This is a genomic window from Anabaena sp. CA = ATCC 33047 (genome assembly GCF_963870205.1).
Lineage (GTDB): Bacteria > Cyanobacteriota > Cyanobacteriia > Cyanobacteriales > Nostocaceae > Trichormus.
In genome coordinates, this window is record NZ_CAWMSA010000067.1 from 19,069 (window position 1) to 44,117 (window position 25,049).

Sequence of the window (25,049 nt, forward strand, 5' to 3'; positions counted from 1 at the left end):
CCTGAAACATCGCTTCTTAACCTGCGATGACTTGGGATAGCATTTCATCGAACAATCTGATGCTTTCTTTAATATCAGAATGAGTTCGACCTCCACCAGTAAATAGCTTTGATTTGTCTTCTCTAACAAGTCTTTTTGTTTCTTCAATCACTATTAATTTTTTTTGGACTAAAATATCTGCATTTGCTAAATGTCTACTAAATCCAACCATAACGGCATCATAATAAGCTTTATAGGCTTTTTCCTTCCATGTCTCAGTTGTAGGATCAAAAGGCTTAAATAAATTAGCTGAATAGATTTGGTGTGCTAAATTTATAGTTTGGAGAAAAATATTTTTGAGAATATTGACATCTTCATCGGTAAAATTGAGACTTTTAATCATGTAGAGATCAAGGAATCCTTCCATTCCTCGGCGGAAATCATTTACATGACGTAAAGCAAAAAAACGAAGAATTAATTCGGCATCTTCCATCTTTTTATATAAATTGTTCTTATTACGTTGTTTTTCATCATCAATTGGAATTCCCCAAGCCTCCGCAAATATAGAATTATTTGCTAGTTCAAGTAAAAGTTGATTAAATTTTCCAGAATACAAACAGTTACGTATTTCTTGACGACTTAAAGCGACACCACCTGTATTTAGTCTTTCAAAAGCAAGTTGCTTCAATAAAAATGCTTCTTCAGGATTGGATGCTGATTCTGTAATCAAAACTATGGATGATATAGAGCGACGATCAATACCTGCTCTAATTTTGGCAGGAAGATTAGCGTATGTTCTTCCGTTGAGTTCTCGCCAAAGTTCAAGTCCTGTCAATTTCAAGCGGTTATCATAAAAATCACGAAGAGCAGTAATTCTTTGTTGACCATCCATTACTTCATAACAGTTAAACTCTTTCTCATAAAGAATAATTGGAGGAACGGGAATATTAATCAAGAATGACTCGATGAGTCTTGATTGCATTGTTTCATCCCACCGAGTTCTTCTTTGGTAAAAAGGACGTACATCCATATATCCAGGTTTTTTTAAAGCTGCAACAAAGCTTGGCAACTTTTCACGGTTCATTTCAGTCAGTATTCTTTGTTCGCCAGATTCATACTTTTCGTTAATCTCAATATCGGACATCCTGATGTTATTTTTATAGGGTGATTTCTCCCACATTTGTTGTTCATTTGGTGCAAGTATCATTGACTACATCCCGCGCAATAGTGATTTTATTCAATATAAATCTCATAAGTATATTTTATCATTTTTTATGTAAAAATTCGGAACAGGTTAATTTTTAAGAAATGATAGACTTCATTTATCTTATGAAGATTAGTAATAATTAGTCAGCAAGACAACTATTGATTAAACTACCAAGGTAATTTACTTCCATCCCATGAGAAAAATTGTCCACTATCGCCTTTATTCAGTTTTTCAATCACGGCTAATAATTGGGTAACAGTGCGTTCAACTGAGAATAATTTATCAGCAGCTACGTTGCGTTGAAATGGACGAGAAAGGCTGGTATCTGTTGTACCAGGATGTAAAGTTACAACTATCGCATTTGGGCAAGTTCTACCATATTCAATCGCCACATTTCGCATAAACATATTCAATGCTGTTTTTGAGGCGCGATAACCATACCATCCACCGAGTTTGTTATCACCAATACTGGCTAATTTAGCTGATATAGTCGCAAAAACAGCAGTGTCATTATGGCGAAATAATGGTAAAAGATGTTTCGCTAAAAGTACAGCACCAATACTGTTGACTTGGAAGTAACGTAAAAGGTTTTCTGAATTAATTTGTCTTAAACTTTTTTCTGGTTGTAAATCTCCTTCATGTAGTAAACCTACACAGTTTATTACTAAATGAAGTTGATTGATTTGAGTTTTGATTTTTTGGATAGCTTCAGCAATTTGCAACTCATCGGTAATGTCTACTACCAGACAAGTTAAGCGACTTGAATATTTATCAGCTAAGTCTATTAATTCAGAAGCTGATTTTGGTTGGCGATAGGTTGCATAAATTTTGTTGATTCTTTCATCTTGTAGAAGTTTTTTTACAAACCCTAAACCAATTCCTTGGCTTGCTCCTACAATTAAAGCATTGTTATGATTCATTTCGTCAATAAACGTCATATTATATCAACCTAGTTGTTAGTTTTTAAAAAGCTTGTTTTCAGGTAAGTACATGGCGTAAATGATTAAAGTTTGTAGTAAGGACTTTAGTCCTAAGAAAAGGGCTAAAGCCCTTACTACAAACTTAATTTTAATAATTTTAATTGGATATTCATGATGTTTACTGTTAGTGGATGAACAGATTTATTTACCGATGCAAAATTTACTAAAGATTCTATCAAGTACAGATTCAGTTACTTCTTCCCCGGTGATTTCTCCTAGTGCTTGAATTGCACCTCTTAAGTCAATTGTCCAAAAGTCTAAGGGTAATTTTTGGGCAATTGTCGCTTGTACTTGTGTTAAAGCAATTTTAGCTTGTGTGAGTGCGGCTGCTTGTCTTTGGTTAATGGCTAAATCTATGTCAGCAGCAGCAACTTTTCCAGCTTGAACTATTTCTAAGATAGCTGTTTCTAAGCTTTCAATACCTTGATTTTGGGCGGCGGCTGTGTAAACAATTTTATTAATGTTTTGGGGATATTTTAAAGTATCAATGACTGACTTTTCTACTAGGTCAATTTTATTAATTATCAGAATTAATGGACGGTGTTCTACTTGTGCGTAAATTTGTTGGTCGTCTTCTGTCCAACCTGTGGCTGCATCGATGGTGAATAAGACTAAATCGGCTGTGTTGGCAGCACGGCGCGATCGCTCGACTCCGATTTTCTCTACTTGGTCGGCAGTTTCCCGAATTCCTGCGGTATCTAGCACCTGCACCGGAATTCCTCCCACGACTAACTGCGACTCGACGACATCGCGGGTTGTCCCCGGTAAGTCGGTGACTATGGCGCGATCGCTCTGACTCCAAGCGTTCAACAAGCTGGATTTACCCACGTTCGGACGACCAACAATCGCCACTTTTAACCCTGTACGCAGCAGTTCCCCTTGATCTTTCGTTGCCAATAATTTAGAAATTTCTGCGGCAATGTTTTCAATTTCTGATATGATGTGTTTATCATCCAACGGGGGTAAGTCTTCCTCAAAATCAATCCGCGCTTCAATCTCTGCCAAAATATCTAAACAGTGAGCGCGTAACTGACGGATAGGATAAGCTAATTTTCCCTGTAACCCAGCTAAAGCAGTTTGAGCCGCTTGGGGTGATTTAGCTCCGACTAAATCGGCGATACTTTCGGCTTGGGTTAAATCTAATCTGCCATTCAAAAACGCACGTAGGGTAAATTCTCCCGGTTGCGCCAGTCTTGCGCCATTTTCCAAACACAACTGTAACACCTGCTGCACAGCCATAATTCCGCCATGACAGTGAAATTCCACCACATCCTCACGGGTGTAAGAACGAGGTGCTTTCATGATCAGTAACAAGGCTTCATCTACCAGTTGTCGCGTTTGGGGATGGCGGATGTTACCGTAAAGAATGCGGTGACTTTCCCAAACTTGCTTACCTGGAGTATAAAACAAAGTTTGAGCGATCGCCATTGCTAGAGAACCAGAAACCCGCACAATACCTACACTACCCTGTTGCGGGACAACAGCAGTAGCGATCGCGGCAATAGTTCCAGTTGTCGCCAACAGTTCGGACATGAGCTACCTTTTGAGCCAGAGATTATATAAGGATAGAGTAACAGGAATGGGAGATGAGGGGGATGAGGGGATGAGGTGGATGAGGGGGATGAGGGAGATGAGGGAGCAGGGGAGAAAAGCTAATGACTAATGACTAATGACTAATGACTAATGACTAATGACTAATGACTAACGACCAATGACTATTATTCTAAAATGGTAAGTATTTAGACTAACTTGTAAACAATAGCCAAGGTAAAATTAACCTTGAGGGTAGAAAAAAGCCCGAATTAGAGAGGAATTGACTGTGGAGCAGAAAATTAACTGCGCTGAAGCTTGCGTTAACGGTTGCGTTTTGGGTGATAAATGTCCCAACATTGAATATAGAGAAGCTGCGTCTAAATTCATTGCTGAGACTTCTTTAGACCAAATGCTAGCGATCGCCGAAGAACGTCTCAGACGTAAAATGATGGAACCACCAAAATGGGTTTTACCTGAAGATAACTAAATCGCATCTGGATCTATACCTAATTCTCGCAGCTTCGCTACCATGCGATCGCTGCGTTGTTTTTCTTGTTCAGCAATTCGCTGTATTTCCTCAGCACGCTGCATCTGTTGCTGTGCTACTTCTTGTGGTGTGGGTACAAGTTCCCCTTCCGCAGTGTAAAACCGTAAACTTTGCTGTTCAACCCCTAAAAATAACTCTAACTGCTGACTCCATAACCTACCTTGGGGGTTGGGTGTGATAGGCTCATATTTACCAGCGAGTAACACAAACCCAGCGAATTCTAAATTATGGGGATCAAACCAAAAGTATTCCGGGGTGCGGAATATATCTTGATAAATTTGTTTTTTTAAGCCTCTGTCAGTGGCGGCAGTAGAATCTGATAATAATTCTATAATCAAGTTGGGATACTTTCCCTCTTCTTCCCAGACTACCCAACTTTTACGGGGTTTGCGTTCCGTTCCCAGCACGACGAAAAAATCAGGCCCCCGAAATTGTTCTGATTTTAACTGTTTGGGACTGTAAAAAATCGTCAAATTACCCGCCGCAAAAAAATCATTGCGGTCTTGCCACCACCATTCCAAGCAGGTTAATAATAAAATTATTTGCTGTAAATGTAGATAACTTTCCAAAGGTGGCTCGTCACTGTATAAATCCCCTGGTGGAAAGATAACATATTCTGGGGTGGTGACATCTTTAGCTACAGACATAGCAGCAAGTCTCTACAGTCTTATAAGTTTAGCCTAGCAAAATTCACTCAGGATCAAGAACAATTGACAGAGCAATTTGATAAACTTGACGACGGTTTAAGGCAGTATATTGATTTAATTGTCGGCTAGCTTGCGATCGCGATACTCCTTGACGCATTAATTGTTCTAATTCGGCTCGTAATTGTGCTTCTGTCAGTAGCGGTTGACTCGGTGGATTTCCCGCTACGACTAGGGTATACTCTCCTTGGGGTTCTCGTTGTTGATAATGAGCGATCGCATCTCCTATACTTCCTCGCCAAAATTCCTCATACAATTTAGTTAACTCCCTTGCCAGCACAATTTGGCGATCGCTTCCCCAAATCTCTGCTAAGTCTTGTAAAGTATCTCGCAATCGATGCGGCGATTCATATAAAATTATGGTGCGAGATTCTGTCTGTAAAGCCTCCAGATGTTCCCGTCGTTGCTGACTTTTCGCAGGTAAAAATCCCTCAAACACAAACTTATCTGTAGGTAAACCCGCCGCACTCAAAGCCGTAATCACTGCACTCGCGCCAGGGATAGGAACTACAGGAATTTGTGCCTCAACACAAGCTTTCACCAATTCATAACCAGGATCAGAAATTCCCGGCATACCCGCATCACTCACCAAAGCTAAGGCTTTTCCAGTTTGTAAATGCTCTAAAATTTCCGGGATACGACTACTACTATTATGTTCATGGTAACTGATTTGCGGTGTTTTCACCTGCAAATGTTGTAATAGTTTACCAGTATGGCGCGTATCTTCAGCCGCAATCAAATCCACACCCTGCAAAATCCGCACCGCCCGCAAGGTGATATCTTCTAAATTGCCGATAGGTGTACCAACTATATATAGTGTTCCTGGTTTGGGTTCTGTCTGCATGAGATGAGGGAGATGAGGAAGATGAGGGGGAATTAGAATGATTTATCTGTTTTTATCTGCGTTCAATTATGCTTGATATTTGATTCTAGGCAGGTTCATATTAATTTGGTATAAAAAATTTTTGAATTTTGAATTTTGAATTTTGAATTGATTTATGACTAATCATGGTTTATTCATCGGTTTAATCACTGTAGACTTAATTTACTTAGCTGCATCTGCTCCGCAAAATAATCAAAAGTTAGTCGCATCTGACTACACTGTAGCAGCAGGGGGGCCTGCTACCAATGCGGCGGTAACTTTTAGTTATTTAGGAAATCATGCTACGCTTTTAGGTGTGTTGGGTTCGCACCCAATGACGCAGTTAATTCGAGGAGATTTAACTCAATATCATGTAGATATCGTTGACCTTGATTCTAGCGTCAACACACCACCACCTGTATCATCAATTATTGTCACCCAATCCACCGGGGAACGGGCGGTAATTTCGATTAACGCTGTGAAAACTCCAGCCAGTGTTGCCGCTATCCCACCAAATATCTTACATAATATAGATGTAGTGCTGATCGATGGTCATCAGATGCCAGTGGGATATGCGATCGCACAAATGGCAAAGGCGCATCATATCCCGATAATTATTGATGGTGGTAGTTGGAAACCTGGATTTCAAGAAGTCTTACCCTTAGTAGATTACGCTATTTGTTCAGCTAACTTTCGTCCTCCTGACTGTAACTCAGAAACAGAGGTTATTGATTATCTGCGCGGTTTAGGAATTCCTCACATCGCCATCACCCACGGCGAACAGCCAATTACCTACTGTAGTCATGGTAAAATTGGAGCGATCGCTGTTCCTGGTATCCAACCAGTTGATACACTAGGAGCTGGAGATATTTTTCACGGTGCTTTTTGCCATTATATTTTACAAGCCAGTTTTACCGATGCCCTCGACCAAGCGGCGAAAATTGCGGCGAAAGCTTGTCAATATTTTGGTACACGTCGCTGGATGGATGAGAGGAGTGAGTAATGATGAAAGACTTAAACGAAATACTAGCGATCGCTCGCGCCGTTGGTTGGGGAGCCGCAGACATATTACAATCTTATTATCACGGCACGGCTACCGACTCTAACCTGAAAGTCGAATATCAACAAAATGAACCCGTCACCGTTGCTGATGTAGCTGTCAGTCAATACATCCTCCAGCAACTACAAACCGCCTTGGGTGACAAAGATTTTGCTTACATCAGCGAAGAAACCTATAAAAATCAACTCAATCAAAATACAGAGTCTACACCTGATTGGGTCTGGATTATCGATCCTCTCGACGGTACTCGTGATTTTATCGACAAAACCGGGGACTATGCAGTTCACATCGCCTTAGTCAAAGACCATAGACCAATTTTAGCAGTAGTCGCCGTACCAGAACAACAGAAATTATATTACGCTACCAAAGGCGGCGGCACATTTGTCGAAACCCGCAATGGTGTTACTCAAATCCAACTACCTAGTCAAAACACTAAACCTATAGAAGATTTAACTATCGTTGTCAGTCGCTCTCACCGTAATGACAGATTAAATTATTTATTACAAAATTTACCTTTTGGCAATCATAAAGCCGTTGGTAGCGTCGGTTGTAAAATTGCCACAATTCTGGAACAACAAGCCGACGTTTACATTTCGATTTCTGGCAAATCTGCCCCTAAAGATTGGGATATAGCAGCACCGGAACTAATTTTAACAGAAGCCGGTGGTAAATTCACCCATTGTAATGGAAATTTCTTAAAATACAACACTGGCGACATCAGTCAATGGGGAGATTTATTAGCTAGTAACGGTCAATCTCATGAGATTTTATGTCAGGAAGCCGCCAGAATATTAGCTCAGTTGGGGGAATAATTAAAATTTTATGAATTTGTGTGTTAACAAACAGTCCTAAAAATTTTGTCCCAAGAAGCTAGTCCTTCACAGCTAAGATCGAATCACTGTGTTATGCTGGTAGATATCAGAATTATTTTCGGTTGAGTTACTTCTTTTGGTTTCTAAAAAGCGTCTCTCCGAATTTAACTCTCTACATTTGCTCAATTCGGAGACATTATATGTCAATTTACATCGGTAACTTGTCCTATCAAGTTACAGAGGAAGACCTGAAGCTTGCTTTCGCAGAATATGGGAAAGTAAACAGCGTTCAGCTACCCACTGACCGTGAAACAGGCCGTCCTCGTGGGTTTGCCTTTGTCGTAATGGAAACAGAAGCCCAAGAAACTGCTGCTATTGAAGCACTGGATGGTGCTGAATGGATGGGGCGGGATCTGAAGGTAAACAAGGCTAAACCCCGTGAAGAAAGAACTTCTTCTCGTGGTGGTGGTGGTGGTGGTTGGGGTAATAACAATCGCGGCCGACGCTACTAAAAGTTTTTAGAAAACAAACTCCAGAGTCTCCAGCAGATAAAGCTAAAAGCTCGACTCTGCTGGAATATTTTTTTCCAGGTTTCCACTATTCATTCACATAAAGGAGGAATGAGTATGACACAAGTAGTTTTAGGAGAGAATGAAGGGATTGAATCAGCGTTAAGGAGATTTAAACGGGAAGTTGCCAAAGCGGGAATTTTCCAAGATATGCGGAAAAAACGCCACTTTGAGACACCGCTAGAAAAAGAAAAGCGGAAAGCAGTTGCGAGGCATAAGCAAAATCATAGAAGTCGCTCTTACTACAGACAAACTGCCAATAATTCCACCAGCAACAAATAGCTAGACTTTTAGATCCCCGACTTCTTTGAGAAGTCGGGGATCTGGGTATTACTTTTTTTCAAGTTGACTTACTTATTAACTATATTACTATAGATACTAAAAGATTTGTAGAAACGTGGGATCTGCAATCTTTTTATTTGGGTTTAAAAAAATGCTGCGTGTTTATCATCTATTAATCGGTGCGGTTTTATTAGTTGTAGTCCCCATAGGAACTAGATTTGTATTACCCCAATCGTCTCAAAAGCCAGAAACACCATCTAATAATCTAGTATCACCGACAGCCACGCCTACGTCTGCCAGCAATTCCCCAACTGATTCCAGCGTCAACACTGAAAATATTTGGCTGACAGTGTTGGGTAAGACTGCATCCCCTGATGGTTGGCAAGTTTTACCCTGTCAAGATAACGCTTCTTTGTTGTGTGTTTCGGCAAATGGTAAACCTGTGGGAACTGTGAAACTAGAAGTTTACCCAGTTAAAGATAATCCAGATTTTCAAAAGCATTTAACAGCAGTTGGTATTCCTTTCGGTTCTCCTGCAAATAACCAAAATAATGAGTACCAAAATCAGGTAAGCAAAGCTTTAGAAGCTTGGGTGACAGATTTTTATGCTACTGTTGCTAACAAAGGTAAAGCCAACAATGCTAATAAAGTTATTGTTTCTACTTATCCACCGCAACAGATAACAATTGGTAAACTACCCGGTATCCGCTCTGGTTATTTAAAAATTAAACCGGAGGGGGGAGTAGAAGAGCAGCAGATTAGCCATGTTACTTATGATGGTACCACACTATACGTGATGAGTACAAGTTTTGCTCCGGGTGCGGTGCGGGGTAGCTTTGAAAACCTGGAAAGTTTGGCGATTTTTCAACCTTATTTAGATGCGATCGCTGCTAATTTAAACTTACCTGTGCAGAATTCCGAGAGGAAGCCCTAGTCTGATGTAGGGTGCGTCAGAGTAGATAATTCCTTAACAATCAACAGATTTTTGACATCTGACGCACCCTACGAAAATTTTCGGTATTAACTTAAATCTCAGCTACAGCGCGTTCAATTAAACGCCGGGCGAGGGTTTGTGTTCCTGTGTGTTCGTAGTAATTAGTGGCGACATCTAAAAATGCTGCGAGGTAGTCTAACTTATCATCAGCAATTTCCATAAAGCCTTGCAAGTGACTAACAACGCTTTGAGGATTTAAATTATTGCCGATAACAACACCACTCATCCAACCTTTAACAGCATCAAAACTTTCGCCTATGAAATTAAGTTTACTCCCAGCACTATTACCTGGAATTGCATCTTGCATGGTTTGGAAAGTGGAATTTTGCTGCAATTCTTGAGGATTCATCTGATTCAACATAGACAAAGCTTTATTGATGAAATCAGGCCCCAAAGGTATCAAACCATCAACACAAACTAATGCTACCATGCGAATTAGTGATTCACCGCTATACTCGCCTAGAGAAGCGACAAAATCACCAATGCTATCGCCAGGAATACCGTTAATTTGGCAGAAAGCGACTAATTCAGCTACTACTTTCAGGCATAAATCGATAGTTTGGGCTTTGTCTGCTTTCGGAGTTACTGAGTTTAAAAACCCCAAAAGTGGGATTTTTTCCCCAATTTTGTTAGCTAAAGCGGCTGCACCTAAAACTTTATCTGTACCGTCAACGGTTTGATACAGCCACATTGCTCTTTGATAGCCTTGGGATTTATCATTATAAAGATAAATTGCCCGTTCACCAATCTGCTGAATTAAGGCTTCATCAGTTTCACCTGTGACAGTTTTAATCGTATTCACAAAGCCGACAGTATTTTGCCATTCACCAGGAGCAACAAAATCTAAGGCGTTTAACAGCGAAACAGTCAAGCTGCTAGTTGGGAGTTGATCAACTAACTCAAAAATGGGTTTACTCACAATTGTCTCCTAATGTTAGATGTTGTTATTGCAGTTTAGCTAGGTCATCAAGATCAAACTTTTCTATCCAATCGGCGCGATCGCTTGCTGTAAATGAGGGTGAACGAGATAATACTTTTACCTGATATTTGCCGACTAAAACCGCAGTTTGGGTATTACCTACTTCCACCGCCGGATAATCTGCGATTTTTTTGGTACTATTGGAAAATTTCGCAGCTGCTCCCGGTGTGCTGGTGGTGTCAGAAATAGATAACATCGCCACTTCTTTACCGTCTTTTTTTAACTTCGCTTCCGCAAAGCCTTTCTTTTCTTGGGTAAATACTCGCTGATAACCATCTTCTTCACTGGGGAAGAATTTATTGAACTCACTCCCCTGAGTAGCATTTTTAGCAACTGCTTGTCCGGTTTTTTGACGGCTACTTTCTTGTTGTACCTGATCAAAACGCCCTGGTGCTTTGGGAGTACAAGCTGTTGTCAGTAATAAAACCGACAGCAACACAGCCGCGAAAATCCTACGTGTACGAGGAACTATCATCTCTAGCTTCTCCTTATGGTTGAGCTTTGAGGCAATTATCTGTGTTGCTGTTGGGTTATAGCCAAAAAATTTACTTTTTGATAATTATCTCAGGGTTTGCGGTAGGCGATCGCTGCATAAAAGGGATCTCCCCCAGGCGCGCCTAACCACTGTAAAAAATTCGGTAATGTGGACTTCTTGACAATAATTTCTGGTGGCGTAAATCCCGGTACTGACGCAAAATAGCGTTTGACTAACTCCACTCGCCCTAATTCAGACGTATCTCGCCAAGCTTGTATTGCTTTTTGGAAAAACATCCGGTTAGAAAAGCTGATAATTACCACCCCACCCGGTTTGAGTATGCGGTGAATTTCTGAAAAGATAGCTTCTGGATATTGCAAATATTGTACAGATACACAATTAATCACCGCATCAAAATCTTGATCTGGTAGCGGTAAAGCCGGATTTTCGTTGAGATTCTGCACAAAGTAATGATTTAACCGGGGATTCCGTCCTAATTCCTCCGCATTAAGTCCATGTCCTTCAATATGAGAAAACTGGATTTCTTCCGGTAGATGAGACACCCAACTGCTCATCATATCTAGTATACGGCTGTTGGGTTGCAGTCGTTCCCTGTATAAATCCGTTAGCTGTTGGATAAAACCTTCATCAACATGGGTGACGAAGCGGGGATAAGCATAAAACAGCTGATCATCAGTGTCATCTAATTTTAAACGTTGATCTGGTCTAAGCAACATACTGAAAAACTTTTTCGCTAAAATTGTGCAACTTCAGATATTCTTTTAAACAAGTTCTCTTTAACATATTTTAACAGTTACTTACTCAAGCAAATTTACCCAGGATTTCATGTTTTATAGAATACAATCCTTGCCACCTGTTTGGCGGGAAATCAGTAAATCAGCAATATTCCCTTATCTGAGTTTGCTAGTTTGGACTATCCCCTTATTGCTATTCAACTCTGGCGAAAATAGCGTCATGGCTCATGATGAAGGGCTTTATGCTTGGAGAGCGCGCCAGATGTTTGATTCTGGCGACTGGATAGCACCTTGGGGTAATGCTCATCATAAAACCCCTGGTTTTTACTGGTTAATTGCTGCTTTTTATAAGTTATTAGGAATCAGCGAATTTAGTACAAGATTACCTAATATGATTCTGGGGATTTTTTGCCTATTATTAACTTATGAAATCGGCAGAATTATTTTAAATAAAAAGTTAGCTTTGTTAGCCGGGTTAATTTTAAGTGTAGAATTTCTCTGGTTACAATACTGTCGGTTAGGTACTCCTGATGTACCAATGATTTTTTTGGTACTTTTGGCGATTTATGCCTTGATACAATCAGAATTACAGCCGCAATATCGATATATTTTAGGTTTGATTGCTGGTTTAAGTTTCGGTTTAGGCTTTTTGATGAGAAGCTTTATGATTGTTTTACCTACTGTCGCTTTATTACCTTATTTAGTGGGTGAACATCGTCGCCATCGTCATTTGACTAACCCGTTTTTATATTTCGGTTTACTTGTCGGTTTCATGCCGACATTGATGTGGTTATGGTTTAATTGGCAACGCTACGGTAATAATAGTATAGCGGCTTTGTCTGGTTTTGTTGTCGATTTAGGCTCTAAAGAGCGTGCTGGCAATGGGATTATATTTTATCTGTGGAATGTACCTTTAAAAGCTTTTCCTTGGGTATTTTTTAGCCTGTTAGGATTATTTTTAGTTATCCGTCGCCCAATTCCTCGCTATCAATTAATACTGGTGGGTTTTCCAGTGGTTTTATTTATTGAATTAAGTATTTTTTCCACTCGTTTATCTCATTATAGTCTTGCGCTATATCCGTTTATCGCTTTATTAGCGGCGATAGGTTTAGACTGGTTAAGCAAAATTTATCAGATGGGATATGTGAACAAAAAACCTATTTTACACAAGGGAAATCTGCCGCGAATTCTCAGTTATGCTGGCGGTGGATTAGGGATTTTATTTTTGTTAGCAGCAATAGGTGTGTTTGTGTGGGGCGATCGCCAATACGCCACCCTCGGTTTAATTGTAGGATTAAGTTGGTTAATTCTACCTCTAGTCTGGATTAGCCGTTACCATTTTGGTTGTCAGTTTCTCACGGCTGGTTATTGGATAGCTGGTTGGTTGCTTCCCTGTTGGTTAGCATTAGCGGTGGTTGGTAGCTGGGGTTTGTTGAGTGATTATAACCCTGCTTACAGAACTTTTTTACAAAAACCTGCGATCGCCTCTATTTTACAAACCCACCCCATTCATTCTGTGCAGTTGGGCGGTAAAAACGCTGTGTTACTTCGATTTTACACCCCCATTCACGGACAAAAAGTAGAAACCATTAGCCAACTACCAGCCTCTAGCTATGCTTGGGTGTATAAACCATCATCCTCGGAATCATCCCCACCTATTCGCGTTATCGGTGCAATTCAAGACTACAAATTAATTCAAATTTTACCTAGGGAATAGGGACTGGGGACACATCAATTCAAAATTCAAAATTCAAAATTCAAAAATTTTTGGGCATTGGGATCAAATCTTCTCTGCCCTGTGCGCCTCTGCTCCTTCTCTATTCCTGTCCTAACAAATATGATCAGTGTTCAATCGGACATGATCAGGACTTACGCAATAATTAGCTTTTCGTCCAGATGTTCCGTAAGTCCTAACATTGCCAAAAATATTAAATCAACTTATGATAATATTACGTACACTAAGTAATCAGCCAATGATTGCTCAACCCGATGATGCTCCTAATTCTGAATCATGGCGGCAAAACCTCGCCCCTTACAATTTAGGTTACAGAATCAAATTACTTTCACAATTGCTTACCCGCAAGTTCACGGATAGATTAGAACCCTTTGGATTAACGCCATTTCATTGGTTAGTTCTATGCTGTTTATGGCAAGAAGACGGTTTACCTACATCCAGCATTGGGGAGAAACTCCAACAAGTTGGCGGTACACTCACGGGTGTATTAGATCGGATGGAAGAACGGGGTTTAGTACGTCGAGAACGAGATTTAAACGATCGCCGCATCTGGCGGATCTGGTTAACTGATGCAGGTAAGGAATTAGAAACAATTTTACCACCCATTGCCGCCGAGTTGCGGGAGGAAGCAATGCAGGGAATTTCTGGGGCGGAACGTGAACTATTTTCTCAGATTTTAAATCGGGCGATCGCTAATCTTTCTTAGGTATTTTGACTTAATCATCCTCTTGGGTGAAGTCATCTCAGGTTTAATGACTGGATAATATTACGTATACTAAATAAGTGTGGAAAAAATGATAGTCAATGAAAATTAAGCAGTTTAATGATTTAATACTTTATCACTCAGAATACACCCCACGAGTTAGATAAAAAAATATCTGTGGGCGTTAGTGTTGAACTGAGGTAATTCAGTTGTTATTTATCAGTCAAAATAATTCATGAATAGGCAAAATTGGCTAAACATACCAGCCTTTAGATCAAGGAACTATCGCCTGTTTTTTGGGGGACAGGGAATATCTCTAATTGGTACATGGATGACACAACTAGCGACAGTTTGGCTAGTTTATGATTTAACAAACTCAGCATTAATGTTAGGAGTTGTCGGATTTACCAGTCAAATTCCTAACTTTTTTCTAGCCCCATTTGGGGGAGTATTTGTTGATAGATTTTCCCGGTATCGTACCTTAATCGGTACACAAGTTTTAGCAATGGTGCAGTCGTTAGTCTTAGCTGGACTGACTTTTACTGGTGTGATTCAAATTTGGCATATTATTGTTTTAAGCTTGTTCCAAGGATTTATTAATGCTTTAGATGCACCAGCACGCCAAGCATTTGTTCCAGAATTGGTGGAAAGTAGAGCAGATTTAGCGAATGCGATCGCCATCAACTCAACTATGATTAATGGAGCGCGATTAATCGGCCCAGCCATTGGTGGTGTATTAATTGCTAGCGTTGGTATAGCCTACTGTTTTCTAATTGATGGATTGAGTTATATAGCAGTCATCGCCGGTTTATTAGCGATGAAAGTTAAACCTTGGGAAATGTCAGTCAGTGCTGGTAATCCCATACAAAAAGTCAAAGAGGGATTTGTCTATGCTTTTAGTTTTCCCCCAATTCGTGCCATCTTATTGTTATCAGCTTTAGTCAGTTTGATGGGGCTACAAAATATGATTCTCGTGCCAATCTTTGCCGAAGAAATCTTAGCAGGTGGCGCAGAAACTCTAGGATTTTTAATGGCAGCATCAGGACTAGGAGCATTAACAGGCGGAATTTATCTAGCAACCCGTAGAACCATTTTAGGAATTGGTAAATTAATTGCGATCGCACCCACAATTTTAGGTGTTGGTTTAATAGCTTTTGCTACATCCAGATATTTACCATTGTCTCTATTTACAATGTTATTTGTAGGCTTAGGAACAATTTTACAAATAGCCGCTAGTAATACATTTCTGCAAACCATAGTAGACGAAGATAAACGCGGCAGATTAATGAGCCTCTACACCATGTCATTTTTAGGGATGATACCTTTAGGGAGTTTATTAGGTGGTGCAGTAGCCAGTCGTATTGGTGCGCCCAACACCTTAATTATTGATGGTATAGCCTGTATTATTGGTTCTGCAATTTTTTACAAAAAATTGCCTAGTTTAAAGAAATTAGTCCAGCCAATTTACGAACAGAAAGGAATCATAGCAATTCCCAAAAATTCTTAATATTGGTGTAATACCATTTTTTCACGAAGCTGCTCTGAATTCTGTACTGTAGAGACTAGCCATGCTTAGTCTCTACATTTGTAGGGTATCTCTACCCTACTTGTAATTGCTACCCTCTGGGAATAATTGCACTCAAGAGTAAAACCTTTGACACTTTTCTGGAAATAGTCATATCCTAGTTGTAGTTCAACTTGTCACTTATTACACAACTGCGTCTTATGTCTAGCCAACAACCCAACTCCAACCAAGCATCCAACAAAAAAGTAAATCAACCCAACAATGGTAGAAAACAACCACTAAATAATGGTAGACCCAAGAAAACTGACCATTAAATAAATATACATAAAAAGTAAAAGAGACGTAATAGGTGTTACGTCTCTAAAACTATTGTTACCTAAGAAGATACCCGACAAGATTTATTTATTTTTTACTTGGCTTTTGGCTTGCTCTAAAGCTATTTCTTTGATAGCTTGATAAGAATTCACATTAGCAGTACCTTCAATTGCTTTCACTGCCAAATCTTGAACTTGTTTGAGTGCTGATTCTAGTTGTTTAGACAGATTTTGGATGCGTGTCTCTTGATTAGTAATTGTTTGTTCTAGAGACTGTAATCTCTGTTGATAAAAACGCTTCTGCCCTTCCACTTCTTTAGCATATAAATCAGCCTTGACTTTAGCTTGGTAGTTAGCAATGCCTTTGCCTTCCTCAGTGGCTTTTTTAATCGCCGCTTCTTTCTCTTTGGGGAATGCTTCTACTTTAGCTTTGTACTCTTCAAACTTCTGTTCTTGTTCAGAAATTGTTTTTTCCCTTTCAGCCCACTGTTTGTCTGTTTCCTGTTGTAAATCTTCTAATTGTTTATATAACGCTTTTTGTTGTTGTTCATATTCTTCTTGTTCGAGTTGACGCTGACGTTCTAAATTATATTTATACTCTGCTGCGTTGCGTTGCCGAGTTTTATTAAGATTTTCATGACATTCTTTGATTCTGCTGTGGTATTCTTCTTGTTCTTTTTTCCAAGTATTCTTTTGTTCTAGTAATTCTTGCGTCAGTAATTCATCACGCTGGCTAAACTCCTCTTGATAAGCTTTAGCATTATCTTCGTAGGTGGTAATCAGTGCATCTAATGTATTGTCAGATATCTCTAGATTATGCAACTGTTTTAATTGCTCAACTTCAGTTTCTACGGCTTTTCTAATTTCACCTAAACGAGAAGCTTGTGTAGTTAGTTTTTCAGACAGTTCATTGACAGCACTACCAAAACCCAACTGAATTTTGACTAAGTTTTCAATTGTGTCATTCATTCTTTGTTGGAAGGTAGCAGACTTATTCATAAATTGATTTGCTTCTGTTTTGGGTTTTTCTTTATTGACAGCCTGGTTATTTTTTACAGCTTGGTTGAGTTGCGTTCTCATTGCTGAAGCTTCTTTAATCAAATCCTCATAAGCTTGTAAAATTTCCGCTTTTGTATTTTTTTCTGTTAATTTTTTGGCTGCCATAGAAACCCCTTATTATTCACACACAATTGATTGCAAATTTACTGTAAAATTATTTAGATGCTGAACTATCAAAAGCTTTCATTGCTAAGTCTTGTGCTTGTTTCAATGTGGCTTGCAGTTGGGTAGAAATACTTTCTATTTGTTCAGCTTGTTTTTGAATCGTTTCTTCTAAAGCTTGTATTTGTAATTCGTAACTTTGCTTACTTCCTTCCCATTCTTTTTCAAATAAATCGGCTTCAACTTTAGCTTTTTGGCTGGTTTCTTTAATGGCTTCTTCTCTGGATTTCTTAATCGCTTCTTCTAATTCTTTAGAGAAGTTTGCTACTTTTTGTTGATATTCATTAAATAAACTTTGCCGTTCTGCAATGACTTTTTCCCGTTCCGTCCAGTCTTTTTCTTTTTGTTGTGTGGTTTCTAAAATTTCCCTTTCCAAAAGACGTTTTTTTGACTCGTAATTATCAGTATTGAGTTGACGAGAGGTGGTTAATTTATATTGATATTCTTCTTGTTCTTGCTGGCGTTGCTTGGCTAACGAATCTTCATAAACTTGTAGTGCTTCTTCATACTCTGCTTGTTCTTTTTGCCAATCTTTGCGCTTAATTGATATTTCTTTTTCTAAGATTTCGCGCTTACTTGCAATATCTTGCTCTAAAGTTTTTAACTTTTCTTGATGTTCCTGATTTAAGATATCCAAAGCATCAGCAACAATTCTAATTTTTTGCAACTCTTGTAGATGTTGGGTTTCAATGTCTATCGCCCGATTGAGTTCGTCTAATTTGGCGTTTTCTGTCGTTAATTTTTCAGATAGGGAATTGATAGTGCTACCAAATTCTAACTGTAAATCTGCTAAACCTTTGACAATACTATCAACGGTGTAGGTGGAAGCAACAGCTAAAATTTCCTGATTTTTGGCTTTATCTGCTTCTTCTTGTTTCGTAGCAATTTTTGATTCTAGTTGCTTCTGTTCTGTAATAATTTGTTGAAATGCTTGTATTAGTTGCTGTTTACTATCTTTAATGGCAACTGTTGTCATATTTCCACTCCCTTAAAAATGTAGTGATTGAGTAGCAAGCCATACCAAGAACTACCCCATGCAGATATCAGGGTAGCCTTTTGATCATGATTGTTCACGCAGTATTATTGCTGAAATAGGCGCAATAACTTATACTCATTGAAAGTATGAGTGGTCTGCGACCATTGTTGGTGATTGTTGGGATAGCTTAATGGTACTGATGTACTAACTTAATATACTCAACTTCATCTGCTATTGTCAAGATAAAAGTGGTGTTGCTCAAAAACTGAAGACAGCAAATGCTCTCAATTAAATTGCTTGGTTGCAAAGTGAGTAATTTATGATATATGTAATATTGTTACAAACATTACTTTTTTGCAAAATAATTCACGATAGTGCAAGCGTGAATGCACTGAGAGCAGATAATTAAGTCAATAATCATATTGATACAAGCACAGGGCTAGAGTTTTGTGATATCAATGTACACCAGTGAATCAATCAAATATTCTGCTAGAGCAGACATTGGACAAACGAGCCGTGTTCTGGTGGTGGAAGATGAAGAACTAATTCAAGAGATGCTAGCTGTAGCATTAGAGGAAGAAGGTTATGGAGTAGTCACAGTGCCTGATGGGGGTTCGGCGTTGGAATATATCAAAGGCTTTGAGCCGCATGGGGGAGAATTTCCCTTTGATTTGATTATTCTGGATATCATGTTGCCCCAAATTAATGGGTTAGATATTTGCCGCTTGCTACGTCATCAAGGAAACCCAGTACCGATTTTGATGTTGAGTGCTAAAGGTAGCGAAACTGATCGCGTGTTAGGTTTAGAAGTAGGTGCAGATGACTACCTGACTAAACCTTTTAGTATGCGGGAGTTGGTAGCAAGGTGTCGCGCTTTACTCCGTCGTCAGCGTTTAAGCACCTTATCACAGCTACCTGTGCTGAAATATAAAGATGTGACTTTGAACCCCCAAGAGTGCCGGGTGCTGGTACGCGGACAAGAGGTGAATCTTTCCCCGAAAGAATTCCGCCTATTAGAATTATTTATGAGTTACGCGCGGCGGGTGTGGTCAAGGGAGCAGTTACTAGATCAGGTTTGGGGGCCTGATTTTGTCGGTGATAGCAAGACTGTAGACGTTCACATTCGCTGGTTGCGGGAAAAGCTAGAGCAAGACCCCAGCCATCCAGAATATATTGTGACTGTGAGAGGATTTGGCTATCGGTTCGGATAATCTGTTGAGATAGTTGTTAGTTTTTATTAGTCACCAAGCAACTGACAACTTCAACTCAAATGCTTTTATTGGGATTTTTTCTAGGTTTAGCGGTAGGCGTTGGGTTTTGGATTTGGCAACAAATTCAACTACATCGCTATCTAGGGCGATTACTCCAACCGTTAAACACTAACTCTTCTAAATTGACGCTTTCTTGGCTACCTCGCCTACGCCAAGAAATTACCATGCTCAAACAGCAGCGTCAAGAGTTGCAGGAGTCACTGCAAACTCACCAAGACCTACTGGACTTTGCGCCTGTGGGATATTTGCAAGTCGATGAAGAAAATCAACTGCTCTGGTGCAATCAGCAAGCCCGGAAAATCTTGTATTTACAACGATGGCAACCAGGGCAGGTGCGTCTGTTGCTAGAATTGGTGCGGTCGTATGAACTGGATCAGTTAGTTGAAAAAACTCGCGATCGCCAAAAACCACAAACCAAAGACTGGATATTTCATCCTTCTTGTGATAATGCGGCGGAAATGCCGACTATTAAATCATTGGCTTTACGCGCTTCTAGTCTACCTTTACCCCATGGACAGGTGGGTGTGTTTTTAGAAAATCGCCAACCGTTGCTAGATATGAATCAAGTCCGGGAGCGAGCCTTTTCTGATTTAGCCCATGAATTGAGAACGCCTTTGACTTCGATTCGGTTAGTGGTGGAGACTTTGCAAAACCGCTTAGAACCACCTTTAAATCGCTGGGTTGACCGTTTGATGCAGGAGGTGGATAGACTGATTAACTTGGTGCAAAGTTGGCTAGAACTCACCCAAATTGAAACTAACCCCGCCATGCAATTACAACTGGAGGATGTGGAGGTGCGATCGCTGATCACTTCTGTTTGGGAAACCTTAGAACCATTAGCACAGCGTCAACACCTGTCTTTGGCCTATTCCGGCCCTGAGCAGATTTGGATTAAAGGCGACTCAGCCCGCATTTACCAAGTTTTTCTCAACTTGCTGGATAACAGCATCAAGTACAGTTTTCCTGATACCAGCATTCAAATCCAGGCGAAAATTATATCATCAAAAGACAGTCCCAGTTTGGAAATAAATTTAATTGATTCTGGAGTAGGTTTTACTGAAGAAGATTTGCCCCACATTTTTGACAGATTTTACCGGGGAGATAAAGCACGGACTCATTCTTCTGTGCCGGAAAGTAGTTCTGTAGGTAGCATAGTGGGTAATGGTTTAGGATTAGCGATCGTGCGACAAATAGTTTTAGCACATGGTGGTTCAATCAAAGCCATGAATCATCCCGAAACCGGTGGCGCATGGATGCAACTTCAATTTTCCGAAGTGATGCCAAACTCCTAAAACTCAAAAATATAGTTTAAGTTAAAGATATCTTCACGTTTGAGACTACAAGTGTGAAAGCCGTTCTTTATAGTCCCAACCCTGACAGTCCCCAGTTAGCACGCGCCCTTAGACGCTTAGAAAGGGATGTATTACGCATGGGTGCTTTGGTAGAGAAATCATTCCGCCTCAGCCACCAAGCGTTATTTGCCCGTGATTTAATAGCAGCTGAGGAACTGCCTCGATTAGATAAAAAAATTGATCGTTTTTATAGACAGATAGAATCAGATTGTACGGCCATCATGACATTACAAGCACCAACAGCCCAAGATTTGCGCTGTTTAAGTGCTTTTATGCAACTTGTGCGAGACTTAGAGCGGATTGGCGATTATGCCGAAGATTTAGCCGATATTGCCGTTAAAATCTTTCCTTATCCTCCTCACCCGTCTTTACCAGAAATTGCTGTCATGTCTCACCACGCCCAAGCAATGTTAGCAACTAGCTTAGTCGCTTTGGCAGATTTAGATGAAGTCGGTGGGCAAAGTATCAAACACTTGGATGATGTCGTAGACAATGCTTATGATCGCCTTTATCTGACGTTAGCTCAACAACGAGATTTCCCAGGCGTTGTAGAACCAATTATATTGCTAGCATTAGCAATTCGTTGTCTAGAACGTATGGCAGATCATGCAACTAATATTGGTCAACGAGTAGCATACATCGTGACGGGACAACGCTCTTAAATTCAAGGCAACAGGGAACAGGGAACTCTTAACAGGAACTTGTAATGGTTGATTGAACCCCCATTAACGCCAACCGCCAATCGACGAGTGTCTTAAACCCTATTATTGGGAGAAGAAACAGCCAAAAAATCTCAATTAAACTCAAAAATTGACTGTTGCCCGTTGCCTATTCCTGGTTTACTCTCCTGATGGGAGATAACTTTCAGTTACGGCTAATTTAGGCATACATAACCCCGGTTTCTCCAAGAAACTGGGGTTTTAATTTTGTACTGAGCTGAATCGAGTCATAGAAAATCACAATGGCAATGATTAAATCTTCTTATATCTTGCAGCATTCTCAATCAGCATAAGGCGATGCACACCCAACAACCTAAAAATAAGGTTTTGAGCAACTTATAAGCAATGCCCAACCCTGCAAAAATTACCATCAAGGAACAGGTGCAATTAGTTAATCCCAGTAACATTTTACGAAATGCTTACCTTTTCTTAAACTTACACGATTAGATTGGCATAGTAACAGTTATAGGACTTACACAAGTGTCATCATCAAAGTCTCGTGTAGGGTGCGTCAGAAGCGATAATTGGGTCAAAAATCACAGATTTTCAACATCTGACGCACCCTACTAATGTGCCAGTTGCGTCAGTTGACAGTTAAACAATTTAACCCTAGTCAGCCTCATAAAGTAATGGTAAAATTTAATACTATCTTGCTAAAAGTCGATATGTAACTGCCAAGAATTCTACGTAAAATCCGATGCTCATGATTCAATCTGAATTGGCATTGCTGATTGGGACTATCATTCTAGATAAAATTTTAAACTATTGAGTTTTCTATATTCATTATCTAGGAATTGCTGATGATAAATATATCAAAATGGATAAAAATATGATATGTGTACATCACAGTAATAATTAGGTCTTAAGGTTTTAGATTAAAATATTTAAATCAATGAATTATCCAAAATAGAAAAATTTTATATTCAGGGATAAATTCCAGAATTCATTCATCATTAAATATTGTAGTCATAGCAATTTTTTGGATAAACCAGAAGTTTTAAGACAATCAAAAGTTTACTCATTCCCATCAAAAAACCGCTCCCCACAATGTCCTCGATAATTTTTACGCCAGATTCTACTACTGCATTCGACAAACCTAACTTTAGTGGGCATTTACCGCAACAACTATTTACCCGTAGAGAAGTCATCCCCAAGTGTAATGATGTACTGTGGCTGATTGAGCGTGGGGCAGTTCGGACTGTAACTTGGGGTGAAGATGGCACATTTATCACCTTGGGATATTGGGGGCCTGGTGATGTGATTGGATATGCTTTATCTAAAGTCAAACCATACCAAATTGAATGTTTGTCCAGTGTAGAAGTAACCACCTTACCGCCCCATATTTGGCATCAATATACAGATGCTTTATTGACGCATATTCAAAACTCAGAAGAGCTTTTAAGCATAGTTCACCGTAAACCTATTTCACTACGTTTGTGGCAATTTTTGTTGTGGTTAAGTGAAAGATTTGGACAAAACGTAGAACAAGGTACTCTCATTGAGTTATACATTACTCATCAGGAAATAGCAGAAGTTTTGAATACGACGAGAGTCACCATAACCAAGTTGCTACAGGAATTTGAAACTACAGGAATGCTCTTACGCTCTAAACGTCGAATTATTTTGCGTTCATCAAATAATTGAATAAAAAATATTAGTTGAAAAAATCAGTTATGCTCTTGTGCTAATCACTTCAGAAAATGTATAATCACTACTGAGATTATGTGTAAATTTCCTTATGAGCTTTTGGGTGAGGAATTTTACCATATATTGCAACGAGTTGGTGTGAGTGAAAGAGAAAATTATGACAAAACTATTTTGGAACGCTTTAAAGGTAAGTCCAGCACTCGTGGCCGCTACCTTTGTTGCAACCAATGCTGCATGGGCTGGGGAAGCTAATGAAAAGGTGACAAGTGTCTCCCAATTAGCCCAAGCCTCTCAAGAAATCGGTCAGGTAACATCTGTATCACAATTTTCTGACGTACAGCCTACAGACTGGGCTTTCCAGGCTCTGCAATCCTTGGTTGAGCGTTATGGTTGTATCGCAGGTTATCCCAACGGTACATATCGCGGTAATCGTGCTTTAACCCGCTATGAATTCGCTGCCGGTTTGAATGCTTGTTTAGATCGAGTTAACGAACTGATTGCAACAGCTACAGCTGATTTGGTAACAAGGGAAGACCTAGCTACTTTACAGCGTTTACAAGAAGAATTTTCTGCGGAATTGGCAACCCTGCGCGGTCGTGTAGATGCTTTAGAAGCTCGTACTTCTGAATTGGAAGCTAATCAGTTCTCTACTACCACTAAACTTTCTGGGGAAGCTATTTTCGCTGCATCGCAGGCGTTTGGTGAAGACAGAGCCGGCGGTGGAGACTTAGAATCTAACACCACCTTCTCTAACCGGGTGCGCTTAAGCTTAAATAGCAGCTTCACAGGTCAAGATAGATTGCAAATCCGGTTAAATTCTGGCAACATTGTCAACAATAGCTCCGTAACTGGTACCAACATGACCCGATTGGGTTTTGATGGTGTTACTGGTGAAGGTAACAACGTTGAAATCGATAAAGTCAACTACGCTTTCAACTTAGGCCCAGCACGCGTCAAGATAGATGCTACTGGTGCTGAGTTGAACGAAAACGTCAACGTTTTCCACCCTGACTTCAGCAGTAGCGGTAGTGGTGCGCTCTCCCGTTATGGACGCTTCAGCCCAATCTATCGTCTGGGTGCTGGTGGTGCTGGTTTGACTGTTGAATTCAATCCCCGTGGGCCTTTGACTTTGAGCGCAGCTTATTTAGCACCTAATGCTAATGACCCAGCTGATCGTAATGGTATCTTCGATGGTGCTAATGCTATCTTTGGTCAAGTCGCTTTCAAACCAAGCAAAGCATTCAATTTAGGTTTTACTTATGTTCGTGCTTATCAGAATAATGTAGATGGTGTAAACCTGACTAGCAGTACCGGAAGCGGTTTTGCTCGTAGACCTTTTGGTAATGTTGCTACCTCATCCAATAACTACGGTATCCAAGCTACCTTCCAACCTAGCTCTAAATTAACACTAGGTGGTTGGGTAGGTTACACTGATGCAAAATCTGAAGTTGGCCCTCAAGAAGCTGATCTTTGGTACTGGACTACTAGCTTGGCTGTGAAGGACTTCGGTAGAGAAGGTAACACCCTGGGCTTGATTTTTGGTCAACCACCCAAAGTTACTGATGGTAGCAATGGAGTCACTGAGGAATCTGATACTTCCTATCACTTAGAAGGACTCTACAAAATCAAGCTGACCGATAACATTCAGGTAACTCCTGGATTGTTGGTGATATTCAATCCTGAGCATAATGACAACAACAATACCATTTACGTTGGTACTCTCCGCACTACCTTCCGCTTCTAAAACAATATCAGTTGGTTAGTCAGCGTTGAATTACTGATTAACAATAAAAGCCCGTGTCAAAGCGGGCTTTTGTTTTTTACCTCACCCCCAACCCCTCTCCGGCG

The 25,049-nt window shown here is 39.9% G+C and carries 24 protein-coding genes; 14 read left to right on the top strand and 10 right to left on the bottom strand.

All coding sequences use genetic code 11. The annotated features are described in order from the left end of the window. Positions 1-16 precede the first annotated feature (16 nt). The 3 genes from AACS98_RS19760 to mnmE all read right to left on the bottom strand — a co-directional run bounded on the left by AACS98_RS19760 (position 17) and on the right by mnmE (position 3,699). On the bottom strand, positions 17-1,186 hold the full coding sequence (locus AACS98_RS19760; RefSeq protein ID WP_066383001.1) for a DUF262 domain-containing protein: 1,170 nt from the start codon (positions 1,184-1,186) through the stop codon (positions 17-19). A gap of 167 nt (positions 1,187-1,353) precedes the next feature. Next, positions 1,354-2,124 carry an SDR family NAD(P)-dependent oxidoreductase gene (locus tag AACS98_RS19765; protein WP_066383004.1) on the bottom strand — a complete coding sequence of 257 codons (771 nt, stop codon included), beginning with the start codon at positions 2,122-2,124 and terminating at the stop codon, positions 1,354-1,356. Between the two features lie 183 nt (positions 2,125-2,307). After that, positions 2,308-3,699, bottom strand: coding sequence for a tRNA uridine-5-carboxymethylaminomethyl(34) synthesis GTPase MnmE (gene mnmE, locus AACS98_RS19770; RefSeq protein WP_066383006.1), 1,392 nt, complete (start codon positions 3,697-3,699; stop codon positions 2,308-2,310). A 286-nt stretch (positions 3,700-3,985) separates the two neighbouring features. Between mnmE and AACS98_RS19775 the strand changes: the two genes are divergently transcribed. Then, positions 3,986-4,186, top strand: a complete 201-nt coding sequence (locus tag AACS98_RS19775; protein WP_066383011.1) for a hypothetical protein — start codon at positions 3,986-3,988, stop codon at positions 4,184-4,186. Here the strand turns inward: AACS98_RS19775 and AACS98_RS19780 are convergent. Together AACS98_RS19780 and rsmI are read right to left on the bottom strand one after the other, a co-directional pair. After that, complete coding sequence (locus AACS98_RS19780; protein WP_066383013.1) at positions 4,183-4,893, bottom strand: Uma2 family endonuclease; 711 nt, start codon at positions 4,891-4,893, stop codon at positions 4,183-4,185. The two genes, AACS98_RS19775 and AACS98_RS19780, sit on opposite strands and share 4 nt — an antisense overlap. A 43-nt stretch (positions 4,894-4,936) precedes the next feature. After that, positions 4,937-5,794 (bottom strand): 16S rRNA (cytidine(1402)-2'-O)-methyltransferase, encoded by an 858-nt coding sequence (gene rsmI, locus AACS98_RS19785; RefSeq protein ID WP_066383015.1) that lies wholly within the window; start codon positions 5,792-5,794, stop codon positions 4,937-4,939. A 154-nt stretch (positions 5,795-5,948) separates the two neighbouring features. Between rsmI and AACS98_RS19790 the strand changes: the two genes are divergently transcribed. The 5 genes from AACS98_RS19790 (at position 5,949) to AACS98_RS19810 (ending at position 9,469) form a co-directional block, all read left to right on the top strand. After that, positions 5,949-6,815: a sugar kinase gene (locus AACS98_RS19790; RefSeq protein WP_066383016.1), complete on the top strand. Its 867-nt coding sequence runs from the start codon at positions 5,949-5,951 to the stop codon at positions 6,813-6,815. A 2-nt stretch (positions 6,816-6,817) separates the two neighbouring features. Next, positions 6,818-7,684, top strand: a complete 867-nt coding sequence (locus AACS98_RS19795) for a 3'(2'),5'-bisphosphate nucleotidase CysQ family protein (protein WP_066383018.1) — start codon at positions 6,818-6,820, stop codon at positions 7,682-7,684. Positions 7,685-7,884: 200 nt separating this feature from the next. Next, positions 7,885-8,196: an RNA recognition motif domain-containing protein gene (locus AACS98_RS19800; protein ID WP_066383020.1), complete on the top strand. Its 312-nt coding sequence runs from the start codon at positions 7,885-7,887 to the stop codon at positions 8,194-8,196. A 114-nt stretch (positions 8,197-8,310) separates the two neighbouring features. Further along, positions 8,311-8,535 carry a 30S ribosomal protein S21 gene (rpsU, locus tag AACS98_RS19805; protein WP_066383022.1) on the top strand — a complete coding sequence of 75 codons (225 nt, stop codon included), beginning with the start codon at positions 8,311-8,313 and terminating at the stop codon, positions 8,533-8,535. Between the two features lie 151 nt (positions 8,536-8,686). Further along, on the top strand, positions 8,687-9,469 hold the full coding sequence (locus AACS98_RS19810; RefSeq protein ID WP_066383283.1) for a hypothetical protein: 783 nt from the start codon (positions 8,687-8,689) through the stop codon (positions 9,467-9,469). Positions 9,470-9,560: 91 nt separating this feature from the next. Here the strand turns inward: AACS98_RS19810 and AACS98_RS19815 are convergent, their stop codons facing one another. The 3 genes from AACS98_RS19815 to AACS98_RS19825 all read right to left on the bottom strand — a co-directional run bounded on the left by AACS98_RS19815 (position 9,561) and on the right by AACS98_RS19825 (position 11,720). Next, complete coding sequence (locus AACS98_RS19815; RefSeq protein ID WP_066383024.1) at positions 9,561-10,448, bottom strand: hypothetical protein; 888 nt, start codon at positions 10,446-10,448, stop codon at positions 9,561-9,563. Between the two features lie 25 nt (positions 10,449-10,473). Then, a complete protein-coding gene (locus tag AACS98_RS19820) occupies positions 10,474-10,983 on the bottom strand; it encodes a hypothetical protein (protein ID WP_066383027.1) in 510 nt (169 codons plus the stop codon). Positions 10,984-11,072: 89 nt separating this feature from the next. Continuing rightward, the gene (locus AACS98_RS19825; RefSeq protein WP_066383029.1) at positions 11,073-11,720 is read right to left on the bottom strand and encodes a class I SAM-dependent methyltransferase; all 648 of its coding nucleotides are present in this window, start codon (positions 11,718-11,720) and stop codon (positions 11,073-11,075) included. Between the two features lie 109 nt (positions 11,721-11,829). Between AACS98_RS19825 and AACS98_RS19830 the strand changes: the two genes are divergently transcribed. The 3 genes from AACS98_RS19830 to AACS98_RS19840 all read left to right on the top strand — a co-directional run bounded on the left by AACS98_RS19830 (position 11,830) and on the right by AACS98_RS19840 (position 15,683). Continuing rightward, a complete protein-coding gene (locus AACS98_RS19830; RefSeq protein WP_066383032.1) occupies positions 11,830-13,455 on the top strand; it encodes an ArnT family glycosyltransferase in 1,626 nt (541 codons plus the stop codon). A gap of 256 nt (positions 13,456-13,711) precedes the next feature. Then, the gene (locus AACS98_RS19835) at positions 13,712-14,179 is read left to right on the top strand and encodes a MarR family winged helix-turn-helix transcriptional regulator (RefSeq protein ID WP_066383034.1); all 468 of its coding nucleotides are present in this window, start codon (positions 13,712-13,714) and stop codon (positions 14,177-14,179) included. A gap of 232 nt (positions 14,180-14,411) precedes the next feature. Continuing rightward, a complete protein-coding gene (locus tag AACS98_RS19840) occupies positions 14,412-15,683 on the top strand; it encodes an MFS transporter (protein WP_066383036.1) in 1,272 nt (423 codons plus the stop codon). A gap of 416 nt (positions 15,684-16,099) precedes the next feature. Here the strand turns inward: AACS98_RS19840 and AACS98_RS19845 are convergent, their stop codons facing one another. Further along, the gene (locus AACS98_RS19845) at positions 16,100-17,179 is read right to left on the bottom strand and encodes a hypothetical protein (RefSeq protein WP_066383038.1); all 1,080 of its coding nucleotides are present in this window, start codon (positions 17,177-17,179) and stop codon (positions 16,100-16,102) included. A gap of 49 nt (positions 17,180-17,228) precedes the next feature. Next, positions 17,229-18,212: a hypothetical protein gene (locus AACS98_RS19850; protein WP_066383040.1), complete on the bottom strand. Its 984-nt coding sequence runs from the start codon at positions 18,210-18,212 to the stop codon at positions 17,229-17,231. A 458-nt stretch (positions 18,213-18,670) separates the two neighbouring features. Here AACS98_RS19850 and AACS98_RS19855 point away from each other — a divergent pair, with 458 nt between their 5' ends. From AACS98_RS19855 to AACS98_RS19875, 5 genes are all read left to right on the top strand, one after another. Further along, positions 18,671-19,423, top strand: a complete 753-nt coding sequence (locus AACS98_RS19855) for a winged helix-turn-helix domain-containing protein (RefSeq protein WP_066383042.1) — start codon at positions 18,671-18,673, stop codon at positions 19,421-19,423. 59 nt (positions 19,424-19,482) lie between these two features. Continuing rightward, entirely contained in the window at positions 19,483-20,775 is a 1,293-nt protein-coding gene (locus AACS98_RS19860; protein WP_066383044.1) for a sensor histidine kinase, read from the top strand. 53 nt (positions 20,776-20,828) lie between these two features. After that, positions 20,829-21,497, top strand: coding sequence for a phosphate signaling complex protein PhoU (gene phoU, locus AACS98_RS19865; RefSeq protein ID WP_066383047.1), 669 nt, complete (start codon positions 20,829-20,831; stop codon positions 21,495-21,497). Between the two features lie 1,104 nt (positions 21,498-22,601). Further along, on the top strand, positions 22,602-23,198 hold the full coding sequence (locus AACS98_RS19870) for a Crp/Fnr family transcriptional regulator (protein WP_082803821.1): 597 nt from the start codon (positions 22,602-22,604) through the stop codon (positions 23,196-23,198). A gap of 160 nt (positions 23,199-23,358) precedes the next feature. After that, positions 23,359-24,945 carry an iron uptake porin gene (locus AACS98_RS19875; protein ID WP_066383049.1) on the top strand — a complete coding sequence of 529 codons (1,587 nt, stop codon included), beginning with the start codon at positions 23,359-23,361 and terminating at the stop codon, positions 24,943-24,945. The last annotated feature ends 104 nt before the right edge of the window (positions 24,946-25,049 follow it).